1 protein-coding gene is annotated in these 383 nt (G+C 38.9%); it reads left to right on the top strand.

Annotation, left to right across the window (positions count from 1 at the left end; translation table 11 throughout):
- Positions 1-383 (top strand): prealbumin-like fold domain-containing protein (locus tag RCF13_RS09210; RefSeq protein ID WP_308141091.1); only part of this gene is annotated, 383 nt, incomplete at both ends.

The raw sequence follows: 383 nt of genomic DNA, 5'->3' as shown, positions 1-383 counted from the left end.
TGAGTGGTACAATACAAATCGTTGTAAATGATACGACAAATACTATAGAAACTCCAGATGCAGTAGCCTCTACTATAACCAACGAAAAAATTCATCAAGCAGTAAAGCTAGTGAAGGTAGATGATGCCACTGGTGAAGGTTTAGCAGGTGTAGTATTCACTTTGCATCATGTAAATGATAACTCACAAGTTACCACAGATGAAAACAATGAACCATTAGGAATATTAGCAACGAAGTCTACTGGAGAACTGGTTGTTAATAATTTACCACCAGGACAGTATTACTTTAAAGAAGTTACGCCGCCACAATACTACCCACTGCCACAGGGTGATGCTGCAAAGTCTGTGAACTTTACAATCGCACCAGGTCAAACAACACAAACA

The organism is Stenotrophomonas maltophilia group sp. RNC7, from assembly GCF_030910085.1.
GTDB classification, from domain to species: Bacteria; Pseudomonadota; Gammaproteobacteria; order Xanthomonadales; family Xanthomonadaceae; genus Stenotrophomonas; species Stenotrophomonas sepilia.
This window is presented reverse-complemented; position numbering and strand designations above follow the sequence as displayed.